23 protein-coding genes are annotated in these 23,948 nt (G+C 41.3%); 19 read left to right on the forward strand and 4 right to left on the reverse strand.

What is annotated here, in order from left to right; translation table 11 throughout:
• Window positions 1–31: 31 nt before the first annotated feature.
• Window positions 32–1,435 carry an efflux RND transporter periplasmic adaptor subunit gene (locus ACNQFZ_RS12050; RefSeq protein ID WP_458411593.1) on the forward strand — a complete coding sequence of 468 codons (1,404 nt, stop codon included), beginning with the start codon at window positions 32–34 and terminating at the stop codon, window positions 1,433–1,435.
• 85 nt (window positions 1,436–1,520) lie between these two features.
• Here ACNQFZ_RS12050 and ACNQFZ_RS12055 read toward each other — a convergent pair whose 3' ends face one another.
• On the reverse strand, window positions 1,521–1,655 hold the full coding sequence (locus ACNQFZ_RS12055; RefSeq protein WP_458411594.1) for a DUF4023 domain-containing protein: 135 nt from the start codon (window positions 1,653–1,655) through the stop codon (window positions 1,521–1,523).
• Window positions 1,656–1,999: 344 nt separating this feature from the next.
• Here ACNQFZ_RS12055 and ACNQFZ_RS12060 point away from each other — a divergent pair, with 344 nt between their 5' ends.
• The 8 genes from ACNQFZ_RS12060 (at window position 2,000) to ACNQFZ_RS12095 (ending at window position 11,715) form a co-directional block, all read left to right on the forward strand.
• Window positions 2,000–2,344 carry an ASCH domain-containing protein gene (locus ACNQFZ_RS12060; RefSeq protein ID WP_458411595.1) on the forward strand — a complete coding sequence of 115 codons (345 nt, stop codon included), beginning with the start codon at window positions 2,000–2,002 and terminating at the stop codon, window positions 2,342–2,344.
• Between the two features lie 19 nt (window positions 2,345–2,363).
• Window positions 2,364–2,807: a hypothetical protein gene (locus ACNQFZ_RS12065; RefSeq protein ID WP_458411596.1), complete on the forward strand. Its 444-nt coding sequence runs from the start codon at window positions 2,364–2,366 to the stop codon at window positions 2,805–2,807.
• A gap of 580 nt (window positions 2,808–3,387) precedes the next feature.
• Window positions 3,388–5,118, forward strand: coding sequence for an ABC transporter ATP-binding protein (locus ACNQFZ_RS12070; protein ID WP_458411597.1), 1,731 nt, complete (start codon window positions 3,388–3,390; stop codon window positions 5,116–5,118).
• Complete coding sequence (locus ACNQFZ_RS12075) at window positions 5,119–6,969, forward strand: ABC transporter ATP-binding protein (RefSeq protein WP_458411598.1); 1,851 nt, start codon at window positions 5,119–5,121, stop codon at window positions 6,967–6,969.
• Window positions 6,970–7,328: 359 nt separating this feature from the next.
• Complete coding sequence (locus ACNQFZ_RS12080) at window positions 7,329–8,024, forward strand: response regulator transcription factor (protein ID WP_458411599.1); 696 nt, start codon at window positions 7,329–7,331, stop codon at window positions 8,022–8,024.
• Window positions 8,002–10,203, forward strand: a complete 2,202-nt coding sequence (locus ACNQFZ_RS12085; protein ID WP_458411600.1) for a sensor histidine kinase — start codon at window positions 8,002–8,004, stop codon at window positions 10,201–10,203. The genes ACNQFZ_RS12080 and ACNQFZ_RS12085 overlap by 23 nt, the downstream gene beginning before the upstream one ends.
• Window positions 10,204–10,364: 161 nt before the next feature.
• Window positions 10,365–11,213: a threonine/serine exporter family protein gene (locus ACNQFZ_RS12090; RefSeq protein ID WP_458411601.1), complete on the forward strand. Its 849-nt coding sequence runs from the start codon at window positions 10,365–10,367 to the stop codon at window positions 11,211–11,213.
• Window positions 11,214–11,280: 67 nt separating this feature from the next.
• Window positions 11,281–11,715, forward strand: a complete 435-nt coding sequence (locus ACNQFZ_RS12095; RefSeq protein ID WP_458411602.1) for a threonine/serine exporter family protein — start codon at window positions 11,281–11,283, stop codon at window positions 11,713–11,715.
• Between the two features lie 74 nt (window positions 11,716–11,789).
• On the opposite strand, the gene ACNQFZ_RS12100 is transcribed toward ACNQFZ_RS12095, so the two are convergent.
• Window positions 11,790–12,314 (reverse strand): tubby C-terminal domain-like protein, encoded by a 525-nt coding sequence (locus ACNQFZ_RS12100; RefSeq protein ID WP_458415375.1) that lies wholly within the window; start codon window positions 12,312–12,314, stop codon window positions 11,790–11,792.
• A gap of 268 nt (window positions 12,315–12,582) precedes the next feature.
• Between ACNQFZ_RS12100 and ACNQFZ_RS12105 the strand changes: the two genes are divergently transcribed.
• The 9 genes from ACNQFZ_RS12105 (at window position 12,583) to ACNQFZ_RS12145 (ending at window position 22,183) form a co-directional block, all read left to right on the forward strand.
• Window positions 12,583–13,803: a branched-chain amino acid ABC transporter substrate-binding protein gene (locus ACNQFZ_RS12105; protein WP_458411603.1), complete on the forward strand. Its 1,221-nt coding sequence runs from the start codon at window positions 12,583–12,585 to the stop codon at window positions 13,801–13,803.
• A 102-nt stretch (window positions 13,804–13,905) separates the two neighbouring features.
• Complete coding sequence (locus ACNQFZ_RS12110; RefSeq protein ID WP_458411604.1) at window positions 13,906–14,892, forward strand: branched-chain amino acid ABC transporter permease; 987 nt, start codon at window positions 13,906–13,908, stop codon at window positions 14,890–14,892.
• A 21-nt stretch (window positions 14,893–14,913) separates the two neighbouring features.
• The gene (locus ACNQFZ_RS12115; RefSeq protein WP_458415376.1) at window positions 14,914–16,230 is read left to right on the forward strand and encodes a branched-chain amino acid ABC transporter permease; all 1,317 of its coding nucleotides are present in this window, start codon (window positions 14,914–14,916) and stop codon (window positions 16,228–16,230) included.
• Complete coding sequence (locus ACNQFZ_RS12120; RefSeq protein ID WP_458411605.1) at window positions 16,211–16,990, forward strand: ABC transporter ATP-binding protein; 780 nt, start codon at window positions 16,211–16,213, stop codon at window positions 16,988–16,990. Before ACNQFZ_RS12115 ends, ACNQFZ_RS12120 begins: the two co-directional genes overlap by 20 nt.
• A gap of 31 nt (window positions 16,991–17,021) precedes the next feature.
• On the forward strand, window positions 17,022–17,741 hold the full coding sequence (locus ACNQFZ_RS12125; protein ID WP_458415377.1) for an ABC transporter ATP-binding protein: 720 nt from the start codon (window positions 17,022–17,024) through the stop codon (window positions 17,739–17,741).
• Between the two features lie 240 nt (window positions 17,742–17,981).
• Window positions 17,982–18,971 carry a hypothetical protein gene (locus ACNQFZ_RS12130; RefSeq protein WP_458411606.1) on the forward strand — a complete coding sequence of 330 codons (990 nt, stop codon included), beginning with the start codon at window positions 17,982–17,984 and terminating at the stop codon, window positions 18,969–18,971.
• Window positions 18,972–19,193: 222 nt separating this feature from the next.
• Window positions 19,194–19,742: a hypothetical protein gene (locus tag ACNQFZ_RS12135; RefSeq protein ID WP_458411607.1), complete on the forward strand. Its 549-nt coding sequence runs from the start codon at window positions 19,194–19,196 to the stop codon at window positions 19,740–19,742.
• An 86-nt stretch (window positions 19,743–19,828) separates the two neighbouring features.
• Complete coding sequence (locus ACNQFZ_RS12140) at window positions 19,829–20,206, forward strand: hotdog domain-containing protein (protein ID WP_458411608.1); 378 nt, start codon at window positions 19,829–19,831, stop codon at window positions 20,204–20,206.
• 93 nt (window positions 20,207–20,299) lie between these two features.
• Window positions 20,300–22,183, forward strand: a complete 1,884-nt coding sequence (locus ACNQFZ_RS12145) for an LTA synthase family protein (RefSeq protein WP_458411609.1) — start codon at window positions 20,300–20,302, stop codon at window positions 22,181–22,183.
• A gap of 81 nt (window positions 22,184–22,264) precedes the next feature.
• Here ACNQFZ_RS12145 and ACNQFZ_RS12150 read toward each other — a convergent pair whose 3' ends face one another.
• Entirely contained in the window at window positions 22,265–22,588 is a 324-nt protein-coding gene (locus ACNQFZ_RS12150; protein ID WP_458411610.1) for a DUF2680 domain-containing protein, read from the reverse strand.
• A gap of 188 nt (window positions 22,589–22,776) precedes the next feature.
• On the opposite strand from ACNQFZ_RS12150, the gene ACNQFZ_RS12155 reads away from it, so the two are divergent.
• Window positions 22,777–23,148: a DUF423 domain-containing protein gene (locus tag ACNQFZ_RS12155; protein ID WP_458411611.1), complete on the forward strand. Its 372-nt coding sequence runs from the start codon at window positions 22,777–22,779 to the stop codon at window positions 23,146–23,148.
• Between the two features lie 59 nt (window positions 23,149–23,207).
• Here the strand turns inward: ACNQFZ_RS12155 and gerQ are convergent, their stop codons facing one another.
• Window positions 23,208–23,660, reverse strand: coding sequence for a spore coat protein GerQ (gene gerQ / locus ACNQFZ_RS12160; RefSeq protein ID WP_458411612.1), 453 nt, complete (start codon window positions 23,658–23,660; stop codon window positions 23,208–23,210).
• Window positions 23,661–23,948 lie beyond the last annotated feature (288 nt).

Below are 23,948 nucleotides of genomic sequence, written 5' to 3' on the forward strand. Positions count from 1 at the left end.
AAATAAGTCTGCATTATGGAGGGGAAAGGCTATGGTAGCACATTTAAAGTGGATCATTAGCGGTGTTTTGGCATTAGGCATTGGCGGCTATTATGTTTATTCAGCTGCGAAACCCCTTGATGTTGAATTGCTTGCGGTCAAGCCGCAGACGGTAGCGCAAGCATTTAAAGAAGAGGGGATTGTGACAGCGGCGATTGAAAGGCCTGTGTACAGTGTCACCACTGGTAAAGTAACGAGCATTCCGGTGAAAGAAGGACAGGCGGTCAAAAAAGGTGACTTGCTCATTGAAATGGAGTCAAAGGATTTAGAATACCAGCTCCAACAATTAAAAGCACAGAAACTGAGCTTGCAAGGTCAAGAGAAAATGACGAGCCGGGAAATGAAGCAGCAGCTTGGCCAGCTACAAGGGCAGCTTGACAGTATTAAAGGGCAGGAAAAACAAGCAAATAAAAGTCCATATAATGCACAACTTGCCCAGCAAGAGCTCGTAATTGCAGAGACGAAACGAGAGTTGGCCATCACCAAAGGAGATTTACAAAAGGTGCAAAAGCTATATGACAACGGGGCTGCTTCCAAAAAAGAGTTAGATGATGCGAAAGACAAGGTTGAACAGTTTGAAAACTCCCTCAAGCAGCAGGAACAAGCACTAAAATTAATTAAAGAGCAGGCCGTACCATTGCCAGGCACCAATCAGTATTATAGCGGTCTTAAGGATGCGATTGCGGCACAAATTGATATTTTAAAAAGTGAATTAAACGGCGGGGCAACTGGCACAAGTGAATATTACCATGGTTTAATCGAAGTGGTTGATGCCCAAATCAATCATTTAGATTATTTAATCGGCAATAATAAAATTTCTGCGCCAATTGATGGCATCATCAAAGGCGTAATGACTAAAGAAGGCGAAGTGGTTTCAACCCAAGCGCCGCTCATTACCCTACAATCTAATGAAAGTTTAGAGGTAGAGGTTTATCTGTTAACGGAAGATGTCTTGAATGTGAAAGAGAGGATGCCGGTTACCCTTATACAAAAGAGAAAAAACGGTGATTATTCATTTGATGGTACTGTCAAAGCGATTGCTCCGGCAGCTGAGGAAAAAGTTTCAGCATTAGGCCTAACCGAGCAAAAGGTGAAGGTGACGATTGCCCTTGGCGCCAAAGCCCCCGAATTGCGACCAGGATACGCCTTGGATGTGCAATTTACAACATTGGAGCAGAGAAATAAATTGGCTGTTCCAAAGGTTGTTCTTTTCCCAGATGGTAAGGCTGGAGATGCCGTCTGGGTTGTCAAAGGTGGAAAGGCTATGATGCAGGGAGTAAAGACAGGAATGGAAACCGATGAGCTCGTTGTCATTGAAAAAGGCTTGAAGGCTGGCGATAAGGTTATTAAAAATCCGCAGCTTGAAGGGCTTCAAGAGGGGAAGAAGGTAAAGTAGTAAGGAATTACTTTTGGGGCCAGGTGGATGGCTGAACAGTCCACCTGGTTTTTTCTGATATCAAAATTCCCGCTTAGAGGAAGGGTTACTTACTATGCTTTGGATGGTTGTGTAGTTTGGTTGGCAGTCTTTTTTCCGGATGGCCTTTGCCGCGTTTACGGTTTTCCTCATCTTTCGCTTGGGTGTCATGCAGCTTTTCAACAAATTCATGTGTATCCATTTTTTATTGCCTCCTTGTTTGCCTCATAGGGTGATAATGCACTTTTCTAGTATATTTTTTAACTAATCCTGTTTAAATTATGTATGGATGAAGGAAGGTCCTGTCTGTTTATGCTGGGTTGAGAGCGCACACTCATATGTTTTTTTTATAAAAGTTATTACCAAAAGGGCGATGTTTAAAGTGCAAACAAGGGATATTTTATGATAAAGTGAAGGTAAATGGGTTATGTTAAATATTGAAAAATAATGACTACAAGCTCGATAAAAATCTGGGCGCAAATACGCCAAGGTGTATTTGATCATAACATACCCTTTTAAAAATACATAGGAAGGTGGCTATTATATATGACAAATCAAAATGATAATACTGCTTTACCGCCAAAAACATGTACGATTGAACGTTTAGTAACTGTACCGGAAGATGTTCAAAAGGTATTGAATGGACAAAAAACAGCTACTCGCCGCAATGGCAGATATGCTGATATTGGAGAAATAATGACCCTTGAAGGGCAGGATTTTGTTGTGGAACGCATCTATTCACAGTCACTTGGGGAACTGACTGATGAACATGCCCGTCAAGAAGGATACGCTAATGTAGAGGAATATAAGCAATCAATCTTATCAATGCATCCTGGAATGCCATGGCTGCCACAAATGCGTGTATGGGTTCATGAGTTTCGCCGCGCGTAGGCATCCTTCCTTATGTTAAATGAATTATACTCTATATCAAGTTATTCTTTATATTCACATCGTTAGTGTTATCCTAACCATTGGTCCCTTTTTCATATTATTACCGTTTATAAAAAAGCTGCTGAATGTAAAGGAAGATATACAAGAGGCATATTTAAGTGTTTTTAAATTTACCGTAAGAATTTCGAAACATGCTGGGCATGTTTTGGTTATATCAGGAATATTGCTTGTCTGGATTACTTCATGGACATGGAAAACATCATGGCTTGTTACATCCGTGGGCATTATGCTAGTGTCAGGCTACTTTTTAGCGCGGGCTTTTTCACCGACAGTGCGTAAGTTTAACGATCCTAATCAGGATAAGGTAAAATCAGTTCGTGTTCTGTACCGCTCAACATGGGCTTACATTATTTTATTAATGTTAATGCTTTGGTTTATGGTGGCGAAGCCGACGTTGTGGTAGGGATGTGCCGGTAGTTTTGTTGTGGCGAATGCTTCCCAGGTGCTCGGTGGTGTGTTAGTAGTGCCTGGGACGTGTTTTGAGGCATGGGTGCGGTCACTAGCGAGTGGATATAGCGCCCGCGAAGAGTAAGGAAAGCGCCGTACGGTCACTAGTGGGAGGAAGTAGAGCCCGAAAAGAGTGAGAAAAGCGCTGCACGGTCACTATCAAGAACGCTTCGCGTGCCCAAAACCACCGCAAAGGCAGTGTGAAGGTAACGCAAGAACGCCTCACGTGCCCAAAACCATCGCAAAGGCGGCAGGCAGGTAATGCAAGATTGTCTCACGTGCCCAATCAGAGGTGCAAAAGACAAAAACGGTTATGCGAAAAGATCCGGCACGCCCCAGTAGAAGCGCGAAGGCAAATAACCGCATATTTATTAGTAAAATCCAATGGAAAACAAAGGGGCTGTTCAGTAGAACAGCCCCTTTTCACTTATTCAAAAAAATTGCAAAACAAAATAGATGGATTCCCCTATAAAATGGAGTATATTTTAGGGTAGATAGCTGGAATTCATTACGGTTTTTAAGGTGGTGCTTGTCTTTTGCACTTTTTACATAAATATTTCCGGAAATATTGGCTGGCGTTTACGGTTGCTGTTGTCTTTTTAACGTTGGAGGCCACAGCCGATTTGCTTTTGCCGACCATCATGGCAAAGATTATCGACGTTGGGGTTGCTAACAAAGAGATGAGTTATGTTTTGCATATGGGTGGCATCATGCTTCTCATTACAGGTCTTGGGGCGATTTCCGCGACGATCAGGAACTTTATATCCAGTTCTGTTTCACAGAAATTTGGCGCCGAGCTGCGCTACGACCTTTTTCAAAAAATCCAATCGCTTTCTTTTCAAAATATCGATAAATTTGACCGTGCTTCGTTAGTTACAAGATTAACAAATGATGTTACCCAGATTCAGACGTTTGCCAACGGGCTGATGCGTATCTTTGTCAGGGCGCCTCTTCTTTGTATTGGCTCGCTAATCATGGCTATTCGTTTAAACCCTCACTTATCAATCATACTAGCTATGGTTGTTCCGATTGTTGCTATTTTAATTATGTTAAATATGAGACTCGGATTTCCATTTTTTATGAAGGTACAAAAGGCGATTGACCGCGTAAACAGCGTGATGCGCGAATATTTATCAGGGGTAAGAGTGGTCAAAGCATTTAACCAGTTTGCTTTTGAAGTCCATAAATTTGAGCGATCAAATCGTGATTTACAGGGGGCTGCCACATCAACTTCACGGCTGATGTCGATCTTTGGCCCGATGATGGTCACGGTGATGAATATCGGCATTGTGGCTGTGCTTTGGTTTGGCGGCTATGGTGTCGAGAGCGGTCATATCCAAGTTGGAGAGATTATCGCCTTCACCAATTACATGATTCAAATTCTATTTTCGCTCCGGATGATTTCAATGGTTTTCATCATGTTTGTACGGGCAAAGGCATCTGCCGGGCGGATTGGCGAAGTTTTTGCAGAAGAAAACCGGATGGTATCCAGTTTGAAGGAAGCCGCAGAGCTTGGAGAAACAAAAGGGCGCATTGACTTTCACAATGTTTCTTTTTCCTATAACGATTCTTTACGTGAAGCTGTTTTAAAAAATATCTCATTTAGCTGCCTGCCCGGCCAGACTGTTGGGATTATCGGTTCAACCGGATCGGGAAAGACTAGCTTAATTAATTTAATTCCGCGCTTTTACGATGTAATGGATGGGTCGGTAGAAGTAGATGGTGTTGACGTTCGAGATTACAATCTTAAAGAGTTGCGAGAAAAAATTGCAATCGTGCCACAGCAAACGATGTTGTTCTCAGGAACGATTGCTGAAAACATTAGATGGGGAAAAGAAGATGCAACTGATGGGGAAATCAAGCAGGCAACACTTATTGCAGCGGCGGACTCGTTTATAAATGATTCACCTGAAGGGTACGATACGAGACTTGGTCAAGGCGGCATCAATTTATCGGGCGGGCAAAAACAGCGGTTATCGATTGCCCGGGCGCTCGTGAAACAGCCGGAGATTTTGATTTTAGACGATAGTACAAGTGCCGTCGATGTTGCAACAGAGGCGAAGATCAAGGTAGGGCTGAAAAAATATGCGGCGGAGTTAACCTGCATCATCATTACACAACGGATTTCATCGGTGAGCGATGCTGACCAAATTCTCGTTTTGGATGATGGAAAGCTTGTTGGTGCTGGAAGGCACGAAGAGTTAATGAAGAGCTGTGATGTGTACCAGGAGATTTATCATTCACAGATGGGGAAGGAGGTGCTTTAAGTGGCAAGTCAGATAGATGGACGCAACAGTAAGGCCCCACCTTCGAATATCGGACCTGGGGGAGGCTTTGGAAAGAATCGCTTAAAACAAGTGGAAAAGCCGAAAAACTTTGGCGGCACACTAAAGCGCCTCTGGGGCTTTATCGGTCAGGAGAAAAAGCTGCTCACATTTGTGTTTATCTTTGTTTTAATCGACGCCTTTCTTTCCCTTGTCTCTCCCTATTTAATTGGTAAAGCGATCGACTCGATGGCAATGAAACATGGCGGCGTCAATTTCAGTATTTTAGGTACGATTGTCGTTGGGTTGCTTATTGCCTATTTGGCTAGCGGCGCCCTAACATTATCGGAAGGCTGGGTCATAGCTGGGGTCTCCCAACGGATTGTGGCGAACTTAAGACAGACGTTGTTTGCGAAGCTGCAAAAGCTGCCGATTGCTTTTTTTGACACTCATACACATGGGGAATTAATGAGCCGGTTGGTCAATGACATTGATAATGTTTCCAATAGTATTTCCCAGTCAATAACGCAGCTTATGAACGGCGTGATCATTCTCATTGGTTCATTTATTATGATGATGTATTTAAGCCCGCTGCTAACGTTGGCAAGTCTGATTACGATTCCACTCGTTTATTTATTGACGAGCACGATTACGAAGCGGACGAAAGTGTTGTTTAAGGACCAGCAAAGGCAGCTGGGGATGCTGAACGGCCATATTGAAGAAGTGATTTCCGGGCTTTATGTCATTAAAGCTTTTAATCATGAAGAAAAGGTCATTGAGCAGTTTAAAGGGATTAATGATGAACTGCAAAAAGTCGGATTGAAGGCACAAATATGGTCTGGCTTTTTAATGCCGCTTATGAATATTATCGGCAACATCGGCTTTGTTGCTGTCGCCATCGTCGGCGGAATCCTCGCGGTAAAAAGCATGATAACTGTCGGCATTATTGCCAGCTTTTTAACCTATTCACGTCAATTTGTCCGTCCTTTGAATGAATTGGCCAATATTTATAATGTTGTGTTGTCAGGTGTTGCCGGGGCGGAGCGGGTGTTTGAAATTTTTGATAAAAAAAATGAGCCCGAAGATCCAGCCGGTGCCATTCCTTTGCAAGACCCGAATGGGCATGTTGTCTTTGAAAATGTCAGCTTTGGGTACCGGGAAGATGTGCCGATTCTTAAAAATATTAGCTTTGAAGCAGCGGCCGGCAGCCGGATTGCATTAATCGGTCCTACAGGTGCTGGCAAAACAACGATTGTGAATTTGTTGACGCGCTTTTATGATGTGACTAAGGGTCGGATTTTAATTGATGGCCGGGATATAAGGACCTACACGAGGGATAGCTTGCGGAGCAGCTTCGGGATTGTGTTGCAGGATACGTATTTATTTTCTGGGACGATAAAGGATAACATTAAATACGGGAAGCCAGATGCAAGTGATGAAGAGGTGGAGCTTGCAGCTAAAATGGCGAATGCCGATGGCTTCATCAGCCGCCTTCCTCAAAAGTATGATACCATTTTGGATGAGAACGGTGGCAATTTAAGCCAAGGGCAAAGGCAGCTCTTAGCGATTGCGCGGGTGATGTTAGCCAAACCAGCATTTTTAATTTTAGATGAGGCAACAAGCAGTATTGATACGCGGACGGAGCATCAAATCCAGGCGGCGCTGGCTAATGTGATGGCAGGGCGCACGAGCTTCATCATCGCCCACAGGCTGAATACGATTCGCGATGCCGATACCATCATGGTTATTGCTGCCGGAGAGATCGTCGAAAGCGGCAGCCATGAAGAGCTGCTTGCGAAAAAAGGTGCTTATTATGATTTGTACCGAAGCAGTATGGTGCAAAGTGGGATTTAAGTTGGTTGATGAATAGCCTTACTTTAAATAATATGATTTTGCCCCTCTGGGTTGCGCATAAAGTGAGCCCAGTAGGGGTTTTTTAGCTAGAATAGGAAATTTCGGGTAAACTCCAAAATCCATCGGTAAAGTCCTCTATATTTTCAAGTAGATCCACTTAAATCATCAAAAGGAACGTAGTGTAGCCTTCTGCTTAAGAAAACCCATGCCAATCTTAAGGAAAACTTAAGATTTACGCTCACTTATTGTTAAGATTTAACGGCTACAATGAAAATAAGTTCAGAGGAGAGCAAAAACGCCGCTCTCTCTTAGAAAAGCACCAGATATAACGGTATAATTTGGAAAGGAGTGTGAGGAAAATGACCAATTACAATGTCCTTGTTGTCGATGATGAAAAAGAAATCAGAGATGCAATTGAAATATATTTAAAAAATGAAGGAATCACCGTAATTAAAGCAAAAGATGGCATTGAAGCAATTGAAAAGCTGCATGAGCAGGAGATTCATCTTATTATTTTAGACATCATGATGCCACGCCTGGATGGCATTGCCACGACCTTTAAAATTCGCGAGCAAAAGAATATCCCAATTATCATGCTAAGTGCGAAGAGTGAGGATACCGATAAAATTTTAGGTCTGCAAGTCGGTGCCGACGATTATGTAACAAAGCCGTTTAATCCGCTTGAGCTAATTGCCCGGGTCAAGTCACAGCTGAGGCGTTATGTGACCTTGGGAACTTATGAAGGAGCAACGGACAAGATTATTGATCTCCATGGGCTTACGCTGGACCAAGCAGCAAAAGAAGCGGCTGTTAATGGTGAGCCCGTCAAGCTGACACCGATTGAATATAAGATTGTTGAGTTGTTAATGACGAATGCTGGGCGTGTTTTTTCCATTCATGAAATTTATGAGCGGGTTTGGAATGAACCGGGCTACAACGCGGAAAATACAGTCGCTGTTCATATTCGTAAAATTCGCGAAAAGATTGAAATTGATCCAAAGAATCCGAGGTACTTAAAGGTGGTGTGGGGAATTGGCTATAAGATGGAAAAGTAGATTTATTATCATTGCTTGGTTGCTATTGTTCACATATGGGATGAGCGGCCTGTTCGTAGGTCTGTCCAAAGGCAATCATTATCTCAATCAAGATTATTTTCAAACCGACCAATTTGAAGACACCCTTGATCGTTTTATCAATGATTTGTCCGTATTTGAATTAAATGGTTTGACAAGGGAAGAAGCCAAAAAACAGCTTACCGTGACAGCGGAGGAAATCGATGAACACCGCTATCGCTACGGTGAATTGAATGAACAAATCACGAGTATTAAGGAGCAATACGAAGGGAAAATTCAAGATGCTAAAGCGGCCGGTAATAAAGAGGTGACAGACCTTTACATTGCTGAACGAGATCAAAAGATTGCCGATATCACGAAAAATTTTACAAGTGACGACTATGTCCGTGAGAAGGTTTTGAAGGAAAAAGAAAAGCAGGTGGATCAGTACTTTGATGAATTGGAACAGCATCGCCAGGATTTCTTAACATACAAAAACTCATTTGTTTATTACTTGAAAAATAATGAAACCGGTGAAGTATTTACGAATGTAGCTGAAGCAGACGCTTCACCCCAACAAAAGATAAACAGCAAAAATATGGCGTTTGTTCGTAATTACACGGACTTAACAACCAATGGAAGCTATTCCGAATTTGGCGATTATGATGTTGTGGGGCCATTATTAGATAAAAGTGCTACAACGTTTACTGGAAAAATTGCCGTTCCGAAACTGACGTCGCAATCAAATTCAGTTTTAAATGATTATTATGATTTTAAAAATAATCAAATCGTCTATTATATCTATTCACTAGCTGGAATTGCAGTGCTTCTGTTAAGCTTATATTTTTATAAAAATTCAACAACGCTTCGTACGCTAAGGTTTGAAAAACTGCAGCCTTACTATAACAAGGTTCCGATTGATGTGAGAATTGCAGCCTTCCTGTTTACTTGTTTACTTGCCTTGATTTTTCTAACCGATAGCTGGTTTTTGGGCTATTGGGTAAATATGTACAGCTTATTTGAAGGGATTTCCTATCATTTAGTAAGGGCAGCTTTTTTTGTTGCTTTGGCCCTTATCCAGGGAAAGCTTCTTTATGATCGTTCCAAAGACCGTTCCCATCTGAAGGGTGACTGGCAGAAGGCTTTTGTTATAAGAAACAAAGAAGCAATCAAAAGTGCCTTTTTGAATAGACGTGTGGGGACTCAGGTGCTGATACTTCTGGCTATTGCGTTTGCTTTTGGACTAGGAGCAGCTGTCATAGTCGTACAGCCCGTATTTTTAGTAATCTATTTGCCGGCTTTGTGCTTAGTAGGTTTGCCACTTTTTATTGTAATCATGAAACGCACGGGTTATTTTAACCGAATTGTTAAAAATACGAGTGAGCTTGCGCGCGGTAATTTTGAACCTGACCTTCCTGTTACAGGGAAATCAGTGTTGGCAAAGCTTGCAGAAAATATTAATACGCTAAAGTATGGAGTCAAAGCTTCGCAAAAAGAACAGGCAAAAAGTGAGCGTTTGAAAACAGAGCTGATTACAAATGTCAGCCATGATTTACGGACACCGTTAACCTCCATTATTACGTATTCAGAGCTATTGAAAACACCGGGTCTTGGTGAAGAGGAGCGGGATTCCTACATTGAAATTATTGATCGAAAGTCTAAACGTTTGAAAGTTTTAATTGATGACCTATTTGAAGCTTCCAAAATGGCGAGCGGCAATATTGAACTTTTGAAAGAGAAAGTAGATTTGGCGCAATTATTGGAGCAGGCCTTGGCGGAGTATGATGAAAAGATTGCTGAATCAACGTTGCAGTTTAGGGTAGTGAAACCTGATACTTCAGTCTATGCGATTGTTGATGGGCAAAAAATGTGGCGCGTGTTTGATAATATCATCGGCAATATTCTTAAATATTCGCTCGAGAATACGAGAGTCTATATTTCTATAAAACCAATTGGTGAGAAGATTGAGATTACCTTTAAAAATATTGCCAAATACGAGCTTGGCGGTGATGTCAACGAGCTGTTTGAACGCTTTAAACGCGGTGATGCGTCTCGGCAAACAGAAGGGTCTGGGCTTGGACTTGCGATTGCCAAGTCAATCGTTGATCTGCATGATGGCCAAATGGACATCGATGTTGATGGCGATTTATTTAAGGTTACGATTATGTTGGATGTAAAATAACTTTTGAAGTGCCCCTTTGGGTGACCTACTAATAGTGGCGAACCTGAAGGGGCTGATTTGTTTTGTATACTGAATGGTCTATCATTAAATAATTGGAGTTTAAGCTGGAGAATGGATAATATAGTAGTGTTGGAAAATGAAAAAACGGAGTTGATCTACATATGGATTCAAACTCAAAGCAATCAAGTCAGCTCAATCAATCTGGGCACAAGGAACAAAATCAGCATGGCAACGATGAACAACAGCTGCTAACCAAAACGTCTCAACCAACGAATATAGATGAAATTGTCGAGGCTTGCCTGCTAGCGGGAAAAATCATGCTGCAAAGTGGTGCGGAAACCTATCGTGTGGAGGATACAATGATGCGGATTGCCGCAGCATGTGGTTTTAAAAACTCCCATAGCTACGTGACGCCAACAGGAATCATCTTTACTGTCGACCAAATGGAAGCAACCAGGTTTATTAGGATCACTGTAAGATCAACGGACTTGCAAAAAGTGGCGATGGTCAACAGCGTTTCCCGGAGAATTGCCAGTGGAGAAATAAAAATACATGAAGCGGATGAGCTTTTAAAGGAAATTGATGCAACAAAACATGCGTATACGATTACCTTACAAATTGCTGCAGCTGCCATCTCAAGTGGATGCTTTTTAATCATGTTTAAAGGCGGTTGGGGGGACTTTTTGCCAGCCTTGATAACGGGTGGCCTTGGATTTATATTTTTTATTTACTTCAGCCGTTTAGTCGATATAAAATTCTTTTCTGAATTTCTAGCGTCTTTTTTAATTGGGGTTATGGCCGTGACATTTGTGAAACTCGGTGTTGGCCAACAAATTGACAAAATTATTATTGGCTCAGTGATGCCGCTGGTCCCCGGTTTATTAATTACAAACGCCGTCAGGGATTTAATGGCTGGCCATCTTGTTTCAGGCCTTTCTAAAGGTGCGGAGGCATTCCTAACCGCCTTTGCCATCGGTACCGGTGTTGCTGTTGTAATCTCTATCTATTAATATTTTTGATATGGTGCCGGCAATCCTTTTTCAGTTGGCCATATCCACTAAAGGAAGGATTCTATTTATGTTTTTCTTAAATCATCTTGTGACTAGCTTTATTGCCTCTGCCGCTTTTGGGATTCTCTTCAATGTTCCAAGAAATACGCTGCTCAAATGTGGCTTTGTAGGAATGGTAGGGTGGTTTATTTATATCGTTCTGGAGAGCCGCTTTGAAATGGATGCAATGGTGGCTACGTTAATAGCATCTGCTTTTATTTCAATTATAAGCCAAACGTTCGCAAAGATTTATAAGACACCAATCATTGTTTTTAATGTTTCAGGGATCATTCCGCTTGTACCTGGGGGTATGGCGTATGACTCGATGCGGCACTTTGTTGAAAATGACTATAATATGGCTGTTCAATTAGCTGCGAAAGCCTTTATGATATCAGGCTCGATTGCAATTGGCCTTGTGTTTTCAGAGGTCTTTAATCAAGTGATTAGAAAAGCAAAAATATAATCATAAGAATAAGATTCGCTTTCCAATGCACCTCATTGTGAAAGCGAATTTTTTTATTTTACATCCATCATTAATTAGTCACCAACATAAAAAATACATTGAAAAAGACAAATGAAAAATTCTGGGTCTTGGATCGGACTGGTTTCTTCAATTTCTAAGTAGGTCTTGAACCATTCAGTCGTTTTCATTTTCCATCTTGCCACTTCTTTACCTTGATGATAGAGTCTTGCCCAATCCATTACTTCTTTTTTCATTGTGAATTCGTGTGATGGACTTGTAATGAGGAATTCAGGCGCAATTTTTTGCCAAGTTTTATAGGTTACTTGAAAAATCTCGTTCGTTTTGCAGTTAAAAATATGATAATATGGATGCCCAACCCATTTAGCTGTTTTTTTACAATGATAAATAAGTTCTCCATTATTAGAGTAAACGTCAATTTGAGTGTACCAATCAAAACTTCCCAAATAATTTATTAACCTCACTAAAAGGTTTTTGTAAGTTCTTTTGAATCTACATTTCACATTACCTTGTTCATCCATTACATCAATTAATTTAGTTGAATCTTTAATTTTCGGGGGAGAGTAGGTATATTTTTGCATTGTAACTCCTTTCAATATTACTATATCAAAATTATCAATCCCCATCATACAAATGTCTACCATATTTTTACACTATATGTTCTTGCAAAACCTTTAGTTATATTTCAAAAGGGCTCGTAATATATATTTTTCAATAAGTCTATTTTATACTGATACGAAAGTATAAGCTTTATTGGATATCAGTATAAGAAAGTGCATCGACTTCCGCCATTGTGGGCGGAAGTCGTGTCTTTCTAACTAGTAAGCAAATTAAAGGGGGGTTCCAACAATGGTAAAGAAAACTCTATCTATTTTTGCTACAGCAACATTAGCATTAGGGCTACTGGCAGGGTGTTCTTCATCAGGTGGAAATGAGCAAACAGGAAATGCAACACAATCTGGGGCCGGTGGAAGTGGAGGAAAAGCACAAGTCATTAAAATTGCCACTCAAAGTCCACTTTCCGGAGGCAGTGCCACGATTGGTGAAGCTATTAAACTGGGAGCCCAGCTTGCTTTAGATGAGAATGCTGCAAATTTCAAGGAGTTAGGCTTTGAGCTGCAATTAGTCCCTTATGATGACCAAGCTGACCCGAAAAAAGGGGTTGCCAATGCCCAATTAATTGGCTCTGATCAAGCAATCTTAGGAGTGGTTGGTCATTATAACTCTGGTGTCGCGATTCCTTCCTCAGAAATATACGAGAAATACAGCTTACCAATGGTTTCCCCAGCTAATACAGCTACAGACGTTACTGACCGCAAATTAAAAACCGTAAATCGCATCGTTGCCCGTGACGACTTCCAAGGGCCTGCAGGTGCTGAATTTGCTGTAAAAACACTTGGCGCTAAGAAAATTTTCATTATTCAAGACAAAACTGCATATGGGACTGGTCTTGCCGAGGCCTTTAAAGGTGCCGCTGAAAAACTAGGTGCCGAGATACAAGGCTTTGAAGGAATTACAATTGGCGAAAAAGACTTTAATGGTGTCATCAATCAAGTGATCGCCAAAAAACCTGACCTCGTTTATTTTGGAGGAATGTATACAGAAGGCGGGTTGTTGATTAAGCAGGCCCGTGAAAAAGGCTACAACGGACCGGTTATGGGTGGAGATGGCATGGACTCTTCAACACTGGTGGAAATTGCAGGGAGTTCCATTCTTAACACATACTTAACCTCTGCGGCTGGGGTAACAACAGCTACGGAAGAAGGAAAAAAATTCGCCGAGAAGTACCAAGGCCAATTTGGCAAAGGTATTGAATCATACTCCGCCTACGGCTATGACGCCATGAGCGTTCTGTTAAAAGGCTTAGGGGAAGCTATTACTGCCAACAACAATGCTTTGCCAACCCGTGAGCAGGTGAGGGATGCTGTACGTAATGTAACAGATTACGAAGGTGTCGTAACCAAAGTCAGCTTTGATGACATTGGCGACAACGAATTCGCAAAAATTTTCATCTACAAATTTGAAGAGCCTAAGTATCCTGCAACACAAGTGGATGAGGTAAGTAAATAACTAAAATATAGTTTTACATCAAGGAAGGGTATCGACAATTGTCTTTACCCTTTCTTTATAGAAGCGTGTTATACAAAAAAATAGGAAAGGTTGGTGACATCCATGTTGTCAGAGGTTCTTCATACGCTCCCGCAAGTATTAGTTGATGGCTTAACATTGGGAGCTGTTTATGCCATTGTTGCTTTGGGCTATACGATGGTTTATGGGATTTTGGAATTAATAAACTTTGCCCATGGCGAGATTTTTATGACAGGGGCCTTTATTGGAACAGCCATGTTGTTATCATTTACGTCTCTGGGGTTAATGACGGCAATGCCAGCCCTAGTGGCACTTATTATCATTCTACTGATTACTTCTGTTTTGACAGGCCTCCTAGGTGTGGGAATTGAAAGAATTGCCTACCGGCCTGTAAGAAACTCCCCTAAATTAATCGCTTTAATTACGGCCATTGGCATTTCGTTTTTACTTCAGGATTTGATTCGCTTTATTACGGAGTTAAAAAAAGGAAATTATATTTTAACGGGTCCAAGCCTTTTTAACGATCAAATTGTTGTCAAAGCTTCAGCCATTCTTCCCATCTTTAGCGACGCTTCCTTTAAATCTTCCTTTATCATCGTGTTGGTCATCGCGCTTCTGTTAATGGTTGGTTTAGACTTTTTCATCAACCGTACCAAATGGGGCATGGCGATGAGAGCTGTCGCTCAGGATCGGGAAACAGCGGCATTAATGACTGTGAATGTGAATAGGGTGATTGCCATTACATTTTTTGTCGGCTCGGCGTTGGGTGGCGCTACTGGCGTATTATTTGCCATTCAATATGGAACCATCGATCCATACATCGGGTTCATCCTTGGTTTGAAGGCATTTACAGCTGCTGTCCTCGGTGGAATTGGCAATATACGTGGTGCAATGCTGGGCGGCGTTCTGATTGGCTTATTGGAAATGTTCGCCGCTGCCAATTTAACCATTCTGACCAACGGCGTCTTTGGCGCTGAATACAAAGATGTATTTGCGTTCTCCATCCTAATCTTAGTGCTGATTTTTAAGCCGGAAGGATTATTTGGCAAAGCAGTTACGGAGAAGGTGTAGGTGATAAATGTGAGAACGAAAATGAAGGTGTTTTTAGAAAAAATAAAAACGAATAAAAAACAACAAGCGGCCCTGATTATGGCTTACATTGCCGTGACAACGGCGGCGTTGATCCTTGCCCAAAAATCCGTTATCGCCTTCCTGCTCTTATTAGCATCATTGCTGTTATTACATTTCACAACGTTCGGTCAGTTTAAAAAGTGGCTTATCGCCGCGGCTGTTTTAGTCATCATTTTACCAATGGCAGCAAGCCGAGGACCTGCTTACCAGTCCTATATGGAGGTCGTCTGTTTCGTTGGCATTTATGTGGCGATGGCTCTTGGACTAAACATTGTTGTCGGTCTGGCAGGATTATTAGATTTGGGCTTTGTTGCCTTCTTTGCCGTTGGCGCTTATACCTATGGAATATTTGCAACAAAGCAAGCATCACAGTTTCTTCCCTTTGGTGAGTTTCCTTTGCCGGGGGAAAGCTTTTGGCTGTTTCTCTTGATTGGTGGAATTGCTGCCGCCATCGTGGGCGTTCTCATTGGTGTGCCGGTTTTGCGGGTGAAAGGTGACTATTTGGCAATTGTAACCCTTGGATTTGGTGAAATTATTCGTATTGTTTTTAATAACCTTGACCGCCCGGTAAATATTACGAACGGAGCCATGGGCTTGATTTCAATTACGCCGCCAAAGCTGTTTGGATTTGAATTTATGTACCCAAGCCAATTTTATTATATCGTCCTTCTAATCTTAGTTATTACCATTTTTGCTGTCCGCAGGCTAGAGTATTCAAAGCTTGGTCGCTCTTGGAAAGCTGTTCGTGAGAATGAAATTGCGGCCCAGGCGATGGGAGTTCCGTTGGTCAGGACAAAGCTACTTGCCTTTGCCATCGGCGCTTCGTTTTCCGGAACGATGGGTGTTGTTTTTGCCGCGAAGCAAACCTTTGTTGATCCAACAAGCTTTACCCTGCTTGAGTCCATTACGATTCTCGTCATGGTGCTATTAGGTGGAATGGGTAGTGTCCCCGGGGTTATTTTAGGTGCTGCCATTATGACGATTCTCAATCTCCAGGTGCTCACCGAGTTTGCCAACTGGTTGAATCAGCTAAGCCTGCAAGGCGTTTTAGCGATACCGGATGCACTTTCACCGGCGAAAATGCAGCGCTTTATTTTTGGAGCAATCTTAATCCTCTTTGCTTTGTATCGACCGCAGGGACTTTTACCAGCTAAAAATCCTGTGTTTGATATTGAGAGGCTTAAGAGAAATAAAGGGCAGGTCAGCAGCATGGTCAAGGAATTGAATAATGCTCGAGAAGCAAAGGAGGCAAATGAAGATGTCCATTCTGACCGTTAAAAATTTAACAAAAACCTTCGGCGGCCTCATTGCCAATTACGATATTAGTATGGACATAAAAAAGGGCTCCATCACGGCTGTCATCGGTCCAAACGGAGCGGGAAAGACGACGTTCTTCAATATGGTGACCGGCGTTTATAAGCCGACAAGCGGCGATATCGAACTAAATGGAAAATCCATTGTCGGCTTAAAGCCGCATGCTGTATCGGCAAAAGGGATTTCACGGACGTTTCAAAATACGCGCCTCTTTGGCAGTATGACGGTTTTAGAAAATATCATGATCGGGATGCATAACCATATTAAGCAGAATGTCTTAGGGGCGGTGCTTGACTTGCCTTCTTTTAAAAAACAAGAACGATACGCTGAGCAGGAAGCGTACAATATCCTGGACTATGTCGGTTTAAGCAAGTTTACGAATGAGGAAGCAGGGAGCCTTTCCTATGGGGACCAGCGTCGCCTGGAAATTGGGAGAGCATTGGCAACAAGGCCACAGCTGCTTCTGTTGGATGAACCAGCTGCAGGGATGAATCCGAAGGAAACGAAGGAGCTTACGGAGCTTATTTTTGCGATGCGCGATGAATTTGGATTGACAATTGTGTTAATCGAACATGATATGAAGCTTGTTATGGAAATATCGGAGCATATTGTTGTCTTGGATCATGGAGTAAAAATTGCGGAGGGGTCCGCACAGGAAATCCGCACAAACCAAAAAGTAATGGATGCCTATTTAGGGAAAAGCGGAGGGGAGCCTGTTTTATGAACAGTTTCACAAGGGGAAGGTGTATGAAATGATGGCAGAGCAAGAGCATATTTTACAGTTGATAGATATAAACACCTATTACGGAGGAATTCAGGCATTAAAGGGCATTTCACTTCATGTTGATGCCGGTGAAATTGTCACGTTAATTGGCAGCAACGGTGCTGGAAAATCGACAACATTAAAAGCGATAAGTGGACAAGTAAAGGCAAAAAGCGGCAGAATTCTATATAATCGGGAGGATATTACAAACAATGTTCCACATGAAACATCACTTTTCGGCATTGCCCATGTGCCGGAAGGGCGGAGGATTTTCCCAAAGCTTACGGTAAAAGAAAACCTTGAAATGGGAGCCTTTTCTGTGAAGGATAAGAGGGTTGTCAAGGAACGGATGGAGCGGGTGTTTCATTATTTCCCGAGAATTAAAGAACGCCTAAGCCAGCAGGGTGGCACGATGAGCGGTGGGGAACAGCAGATGCTGGCGATTGGCCGCGCCTTGATGATGAAGCCGAACATATTAATGCTCGATGAACCTTCGATGGGGCTGGCGCCAATCATTGTAGAACAAATTTTTGAAATCATTAATGAGTTGAATCATGAAGGAATGACGATTTTGTTGGTTGAACAGAATGCCTATCAGGCTTTAAGTATCGCGGACCGCGGCTATGTCATTCAAAATGGGAAAATCACCTTAACCGGCCTTGGCAAGGATTTAATTAACAATGAGCAAATTCGGGAAGCTTATTTGGCATGAGGGGAGGGAGGTCCAAATGTGGCCTCTCTTTTAAATTAAATTAAACTAAACTGGCTATTTTACTTCAAATAAGAACAGGGAAATGCTAAGAATTATTTTAATTGGCATATTAATGGTGAAGTTATTAGAATTAATGGTGGATGAATGAACCGTAAAAGGTTGCGATTCTTTAGGATGAAGGTCGCATTTTTTGTACCCAGAACTAGTTTGTGAAGAAAACGATAAAAGGAGCATAACGAAATGAATTCATCAGGATTAACGTTTGGAATTTACCCACTTAGTGTAGCTGGTACGCCTTTTGGCTTAGCTGTAGGCCCTAATGATGACTACCAAAAAATTCAAACTGCGTTGCAGGAACTTCGAGGTCGTTCAAAAAAATTGTATCCAAGAACCTACCTCATTTATACGAAGGAATGGGAAATAAAAATGTTGGCAAATGCAGATCGCTATCTTGAATTCAATTTATTAGGGGACTTAACGATCGGATGTGGGGATTGGACACAGAGTCAGGAACCAGATATAGAACTCGAAGATTGGATTGATTTTATTCGAAAAGTCATTAACAAATACGGTGCTCATTTAGCTTCTTTACAAATTACAAATGAACCTAATTTATCTTTTATGGAAGGTTCAAAGTCATATATAATGCAAGCCCTGGTAGAAGGTGTAATTGCAGCGAAAAAGGAAGTGCGATTACTGAATCTACCGATAAAGATTGGATTCGGTTCGGTCCCAGAAAGTCCTGCATCGGTTCCGGATTTTTGGGAGAACTTAGCTAAAGCTGGAAGTTCATCATTTATTGAATCCGTTGATTTTGTCGGACATAATTTTTACGTGGATGTATTCGAAGACCAGCCACTCGATTTAAAAGAAATCCCTGCTGCAGTTGAGCATACACTTCGCAGTCTTAGGGGAAATATTACGAAGATAGGCATACCTACTTCAGTCCCTATACGAGTTACTGAAAACGGATGGCCCACAGGTAAGAACCCTATAGCCAATATAGAAAGACCTTATGAACGTCAATCGACAGTGCTTGAAACAGTCATACGAACAATCTATAAACTGCGAAAGGAAGTCAATGTGTCCCATTATGAACTTTTTGGGCTCCGGGATGCAGATAGTTCCAAAGATGATCTTTTCCATCAATACGGGATTATGCGTGATGATTATACTCCAAAACCGGCTTACAATACATTTAAGAAGTTAATACAAGAGCTAGGGCTATAGTTGACAAGTGTCAGGCACTTGTAAATGTTTCCCAAAACTTAAAATCTCCTGTTTATTTCATTAAAAGTTGGTGAAATTGCAGTTTTTTAAAAAATAGGTGTTACATTATAGGAGTAGAAATCACATCAATGTTTACTATTGTTGGTGAAGGATATATAAAGGAAAGCCAATTCCTTTAAGAAAGTGTAATGCTAATAAATGATTGCAATGAGGGAGAAAAAAATGAATACAAGGGCAAATAGGGTAAAGAAACAAGGGTGGATTCCTAAAAATGAACGTATATGGGCAATTGCTGCGGTTATAATCGCTGTTCTGTTGGCGTTTTGGGAGATAAAGGGGCTATTACAGCTTTCGTCAGCCACTCTGCATAGCAGACATTTCGAACACACCTTTAAAGGATATGGCTCCAATGCCAGAATTGCATTATTTTTTGTATTGTCCTATTATGTGCTTCTCAAAATGATAAAGCTTCGTAAGTTAAGCAGTCTGGGTAATATGAAAAAGTGGGTGTCCAACTTGCTACGCCTTACCAGAAGGTGGCATACCCCAGTGGCGATTATTGGGATTGCTTTTATTATCTTGCATACAGTAGCAGTCTTTATGCACGGCTTTAAATTTGATTTTAGCAATATAAGTGGATTACTTGCCTTGCTGGTCTTGCTACCAGTTCCTATCTCGGGGCTATTTCGATATCAGAGATTGGATCGGAAGTGGCACCTGCGGTCTGGTTTGGCATTTGCCATTCTATTTTTAATTCATTCTTTTATATAAGGAAAAATTCTGAAAATTATTTATAATATAATTGAGCGATCGTTCACTCATCATTGATTAGTCATTTAATAAAAGGGGGAATAGGATTGTCTTTAAAAGTTGGGGATATTATTACATTTGAACGTACTTTCACGACAGACGATGTTACATTGTTTACGACGGTTTCAGGTGATGAAGGATCACACCATGTTACTCCGGATGAACAGGGAAGACTTGTTATTCAAGGATTGTTGACAGCTACATTACCAACAAAAGTCGGTGGAGATCACAATGTACTTGCTCGTACGATGAATTTTGAGTTTCTAAGACCAGTATTTACAGGAGATACCATAAGATGTGACGTAACGATTGAAAAGTTTGAAAGACAAGATAATAATAGAATATCGATTATGGCATCTTTCCTATGTACAAACCAACATGAGAAACAAGTATTGAATGGAAGCTTTACGGGAGTAATATTATAATTACGTTGGATAACATCATACGGACTGCCTCTGTTATTATGCAGTGCAAATGTAATATAATAGGGAAAAGTTATGTATGAAGGATGATTTCAATTGGGTAAAAGAAGAGATAGACGAAGTGAGGAAAAGGATAGTCTTGCCATTAAAGTAGCAAAGATACTTTATACGCTGGTGTTTGCAGCGGTTGTGGTCGGCGTTTTATTAATTGGCATGGAAACGTTCATCCGCGGCGATTTTCTTGAGGCCAAAAAGTGGATGGCTGAAAACTATAATCCGTTTATTTTAAACTATTTAATCTTGTTCGTGTTTTTTCTATTATTTTTAGGACTGTTTAATGATTTATTGTTTAGCACGTTTGCGTTTACTATTTTTATTTTCCTACTGAGCTTTATTGACCGCTATAAGTATATGTTTTTAGGAGAAAACCTGTATCCATGGGATGTCCTCTTGTACCAGCAAATGTTCAATTTATTTCCAGAGTTGATTAAAGAGGTAAACAAGGAAAAAATGATGCTGGTCGGAGGGGCGGTTGTCCTTGTAATTGCGGGGATTATTTTTCTCAAACGGAAAATAAACTTTGTGGTGTTTCGCCTCGGATTCTTGAAACGTCTGGCTTTAGTTGTCATTAGCATTGGTTTAATCGTTTCTTTTTTCCTATTTAGATCGACACCATTAAATCGCTTATTTACTTCATTGCAAATTACGAATATCAATTGGAATCAGGATTCGAACTACCGCATCAATGGCTTTATGCTCAGTTTTGTCTTAAATACGGAAAGCACGCTCGTTTTTCCGCCGCAAGGCTATGGGGAAGAGAATATCAAAAATATTGTAAAAGATCTTAAGAAGAAGCTGCCGCTAGAACAGCCAAAGAATACGCTGGCGCGCAAACCCAATATTATTTTTGTCATGAGTGAATCATTCTGGGACCCAACCCAATTGAAGTCAGTTTCATTTAGTGAGGACCCGATGCCGAATGTGAGAAACAATCAAGTGGGCTGGCTGCTTTCACCACAGTTTGGGGGCGGTACCTCCAATATAGAATTCGAAGCGATGACAGGCTTAAATGTATCCTTTTTGCCAACAGGCTCAATTGCCTATCAGCAATTCGTAGGCCGACCGCTGCCATCACTTGTTTCGGTATTAAAAGAACAAGGCTATGAGCCGACCGCGATTCATCCTTATTACAATTGGTTTTGGAATCGTGAGAATGTCTACAAATATTTAGGCTTCAAGCAATTTATCAGCTTGGACCAGTTTAAGGGTGCAGCCCATCGTGGGCCTTATATTTCAGATAAAGAGGTTAATAAAAAAATAATCAGTCAAACAGAAGCAACGGACAAGCCTGATTTCATTTATGCTGTTACGATGCAAAACCACGGCCCATATGAGAAAGGGCGTTATAAAGATACAAAAATAAACATTTCCGGCGACCTGTCAGACGAGGCGCAGAATACTTTGCAATCCTATACAGAAGGGGTTGTCGAGGCAGATGAGGCCTTACATGAGCTGATTCAGTATTACGAAAAATCAGCAGAGCCGACGATTATTGTCTTTTACGGCGATCATTTACCATTTTTAGGTGCAGATTATTTAACCTATAAAGAGGCCGGTTTTGTTGGAGATGATTGGTCACTTGAGGACTTTCATAAAATGAGGACAACGCCATTAGTGGTGTGGAGCAATTTTGAACATGAAAGAGTGGAATTTCCAAGCATAAGTCCATCCTTTTTGGCACCGCATATTCTTGATTTGGCGCAGTTGCCAAAACCGTTGTATTATCGTTTCTTAGAGGACTTTAATAAACAGATGCCGGGCTTTACAGCGCCTATTAAAATGGATGCAAAAGGTCATTTATATAAAGATACGCCAGCTGCGATGAAGCCACTCGAAGATACGTATCTGCGCCTGCAATATGATTTATTGTTCGGGAAGCAGTATGGGGTTGAGGGATTGTATGGCAATCAAGGGGAGTAAGGTAAAATAACATAAAAAAGGCGAGCGCCCGATTGCTCGCCTTTTTTCATGGAAACAGTATGTAGTTAACCTACCAAATAATTATTCCGCATCATCTTTGTCCATATGGTGGCAATGGCGCGGCATATAGCCGTTTTTCTTCATCATTTCAGACTTTTTCGTAAGCTTTGCCTTTATTTTGGCGGCTGTTTCTTTTGGCATCATTCCAAATTCGACATGCTTATCAAGCATTTCGAATTTCTTATCAAGGATTTCCTGGTGAATCTTAGCGAGCTCCTGTTTTTGCGCCTCTGTAAGTTTGACAGTTGTTTCGAGCTTGTGCGTCGGATTATTTTCCGCCCACGCCGGCATTGCCAGCCCCAGTGTTAGGCACAGCACGCCGAGTAAAACCATCATTTTTTTCATTAGAAAAACCTCCTATGCATATTTTCAATTGTTAATATGCAACAGAGAGTCTGCTTTTATCCATATTTGTGAAATTTTCTTGTCAAACCTTTCAAACTCATTGGTATAAGCGAGCTATAATATTGGAGATTTAATCGTTAATTCGGTAAGATAGATTTAAAGTTTCTAAAGAAAAGGTGAAAAAATATATGAAATTATTTATGATTGTAGGGGCGATTATGGCCTTTTTATCAGTAGCATTAGGTGCGTTTGGAGCGCATGGTCTTCAGGGCCGAATTAGTGCGCACATGTTGGATGTTTGGGAAAAAGGCGTTGACTATCAAATGTTTCACGCTGTTGGGTTATTCATCGTTGCATTTGCTGCCGATAAGTGGCGTAACTCAAGACTTGTAACCTGGTCTGGATTCTTCATTTTCCTAGGAATTATTTTATTTTCTGGAAGTCTTTATGCCCTTAGTACAACTGGGATTTCAATCTTAGGTATTATTACACCTTTTGGCGGCGTTTCATTTTTAGCAGGCTGGGTTTTACTGATGCTTGCGGCATTTAGAGAGGCGTAATAGATTAAAAGGACATCGTATTTGCCAAGTGCAAACATCGATGTCCTTTTTTATGTTGCCTATCTTGGACTCATGGAAGTTAGCCCGGCACCGCCACCAAATGGATATTGATATTCGATTTCTTCAGAGAACGTTACGTAGTCAACGTAAATCATTGGAATTAAGAAACGTTGGCCTGTTTGCGGATCACTTAAAATGAGGTGATCCCTGCCGGCTGCCTCAATAACGCCCTTGAATACTTTTGCATTCCATTGTGTGTTATTTTCAAACGTCGCATAAACAGTGACCTGTTTTCCTTTGTTTAATCTTAAAATATTTTCAATGTAAGATTCCTCAATTGGAAGCATCCCTGGAACTTGTGCAGCTGGTGAAGTTGGTGCTTGTGTTTGCATCGGCATAGCAAAGCCTGGAAAAGCACCTCCCGAAGCAGCAGGTGGTACCTGTGCTTGTTGAAACCCAAACTGTGGAAATTGACCATAAGCAGGGGTTTGATATGGATAATTTTTTGCCATTTTACCTTCCTCCTTTGATGATAAGCTTCTTATACTTTTTAAAAGGTGGATCTTCTTAGGGCTAAAGTATAAGAAATGACTCCCACTAGTTTTAATGGAAAGCCGTATTTCTCTATTGGTGCCTGAGGTTATAGATTCCCTATAATGGCGAAATACATATTTTTTAAAAATAAATCTGTGGACAATCTGACCGATCTGGAGCAGAGAAGCAATGTGTTTTGTAACGGCCTACATTCCTTTGGTTACATCTTCCTCCGTAAAAGGAACAACAGCCATTCTCTCACCTCA

The sequence above is a fragment of the Schinkia acidoalkalinis genome (assembly GCF_054301215.1).

Excerpts from the sequence above, each read along its gene's own strand:
- ACNQFZ_RS12105 (WP_458411603.1), top strand. The coding sequence starts at position 12,583 with ATGGTAAAGAAAACTCTATCTATTTTTGCTACAGCAACATTAGCATTA.
- ACNQFZ_RS12090 (WP_458411601.1), top strand. The coding sequence starts at position 10,365 with ATGGATTCAAACTCAAAGCAATCAAGTCAGCTCAATCAATCTGGGCAC.
- ACNQFZ_RS12065 (WP_458411596.1), top strand. The coding sequence starts at position 2,364 with ATGAATTATACTCTATATCAAGTTATTCTTTATATTCACATCGTTAGT.
- ACNQFZ_RS12125 (WP_458415377.1), top strand. The coding sequence starts at position 17,022 with ATGGCAGAGCAAGAGCATATTTTACAGTTGATAGATATAAACACCTAT.
- ACNQFZ_RS12060 (WP_458411595.1), top strand. The coding sequence starts at position 2,000 with ATGACAAATCAAAATGATAATACTGCTTTACCGCCAAAAACATGTACG.
- ACNQFZ_RS12050 (WP_458411593.1), top strand. The coding sequence starts at position 32 with ATGGTAGCACATTTAAAGTGGATCATTAGCGGTGTTTTGGCATTAGGC.
- ACNQFZ_RS12100 (WP_458415375.1), bottom strand. The coding sequence starts at position 12,314 with ATGCAAAAATATACCTACTCTCCCCCGAAAATTAAAGATTCAACTAAA.
- ACNQFZ_RS12120 (WP_458411605.1), top strand. The coding sequence starts at position 16,211 with ATGTCCATTCTGACCGTTAAAAATTTAACAAAAACCTTCGGCGGCCTC.
- ACNQFZ_RS12055 (WP_458411594.1), bottom strand. The coding sequence starts at position 1,655 with ATGGATACACATGAATTTGTTGAAAAGCTGCATGACACCCAAGCGAAA.
- ACNQFZ_RS12095 (WP_458411602.1), top strand. The coding sequence starts at position 11,281 with ATGTTTTTCTTAAATCATCTTGTGACTAGCTTTATTGCCTCTGCCGCT.
- ACNQFZ_RS12115 (WP_458415376.1), top strand. The coding sequence starts at position 14,914 with ATGAAGGTGTTTTTAGAAAAAATAAAAACGAATAAAAAACAACAAGCG.
- ACNQFZ_RS12155 (WP_458411611.1), top strand. The coding sequence starts at position 22,777 with ATGAAATTATTTATGATTGTAGGGGCGATTATGGCCTTTTTATCAGTA.
- ACNQFZ_RS12130 (WP_458411606.1), top strand. The coding sequence starts at position 17,982 with ATGAATTCATCAGGATTAACGTTTGGAATTTACCCACTTAGTGTAGCT.
- ACNQFZ_RS12135 (WP_458411607.1), top strand. The coding sequence starts at position 19,194 with ATGAATACAAGGGCAAATAGGGTAAAGAAACAAGGGTGGATTCCTAAA.
- ACNQFZ_RS12110 (WP_458411604.1), top strand. The coding sequence starts at position 13,906 with ATGTTGTCAGAGGTTCTTCATACGCTCCCGCAAGTATTAGTTGATGGC.
- ACNQFZ_RS12080 (WP_458411599.1), top strand. The coding sequence starts at position 7,329 with ATGACCAATTACAATGTCCTTGTTGTCGATGATGAAAAAGAAATCAGA.
- ACNQFZ_RS12150 (WP_458411610.1), bottom strand. The coding sequence starts at position 22,588 with ATGAAAAAAATGATGGTTTTACTCGGCGTGCTGTGCCTAACACTGGGG.
- gerQ (WP_458411612.1), bottom strand. The coding sequence starts at position 23,660 with ATGGCAAAAAATTATCCATATCAAACCCCTGCTTATGGTCAATTTCCA.